Below are 989 nucleotides of genomic sequence, written 5' to 3' on the forward strand. Positions count from 1 at the left end.
TCCGGGCGGTGATCGGCGCGATGCCCCAGGCCCTGCACCGCGTCATCCCCCAGGCGCGCCCGCAGGCGTTCGCGCAACTGCTCCCAGGGCAGGTTCTGCTGCGGGCGCTCGTCGAACAGCTCGCTGTGCTGGGGCACGAACAGCGGCAGGTCCTCGGCCACCAGCCGCAGGTTGCGCACCGGCGCCGGCACCTGGATCTGTTCCAGGCGCCCACGGGCCAGTTCGAACAGCATCGCCGGGTCGCGCTCGGCGCTGAGCAGCCCCACCGGAATCAGGGTGTCGGCGCCTTCGGCGTGCTCCAGGTGCAGGGCAAAGCGCTGCACGCCACTGTCGCGACCACAGAGAAAGGCCGCCAGATCCGCGGTGAGCCGGCGCAGGGGAAACAGCAGCGCTTGATGGGACTGCACATCGAAATTCAGCTCGATGCGCAGGTCGAAGCGGTCCGGCGGCTGATAGAAGGCCAGCCCCAGCGGGCGCTCGCCGAGCAGGGTATCCAGGTGCTTGAGCAAGCTGCCGTCAAAACGCCGGGCCAGGCTGGGCCGGGGCAGCTCCCGCAGTTGCTGGAAGCTGCGCACCCCCATGCGCGACAGGGCCGTGGCCTGCTCCGGGGCCAGCCCCAGGCGCTCGATGGGCATGGCCCCCAGGGCCTGGACCAGGGCCTCGCAGTCGGCCACCGCCAAGCCGTCATAGGCATTGGCCAGGACCCGGGCCGCCGCTGGGTTGGGCGCGGCGACGATGCGGTGGCGAAAGCCCAGGGCCTGCAATTCACGGCGCAGGCGCGCTTCCAACTGCGGCCAGGGGCCGAACAGGCCCAGGCTGGATTCGATCTCCAGCACCAGGGTGCGCGGGTAGGCGACGCTGACCTGGGAGCTGAAGCCATAGGCCCAGGCCGCAAGAAACTGCTGCCAGTGCTCGATCTGCCGGGGGTCGTATTCGGCGCTGGAAAAGGCCTTGGTCAGGGCCTGGGCGGCGGTCAGGGATTGCCCGGG

General features: G+C 70.6%; 1 protein-coding gene. It reads right to left on the reverse strand.

All coding sequences use genetic code 11. The features are described from left to right. A partial coding sequence (locus F6S12_RS32150; RefSeq protein WP_315869911.1) for a DNA polymerase Y family protein occupies positions 1-989 on the reverse strand: 989 nt, incomplete at both ends.

It is taken from the genome of Pseudomonas sp. JV245A (genome assembly GCF_032424515.1).
GTDB classification, from domain to species: Bacteria; Pseudomonadota; Gammaproteobacteria; order Pseudomonadales; family Pseudomonadaceae; genus Aquipseudomonas; species Aquipseudomonas protegens.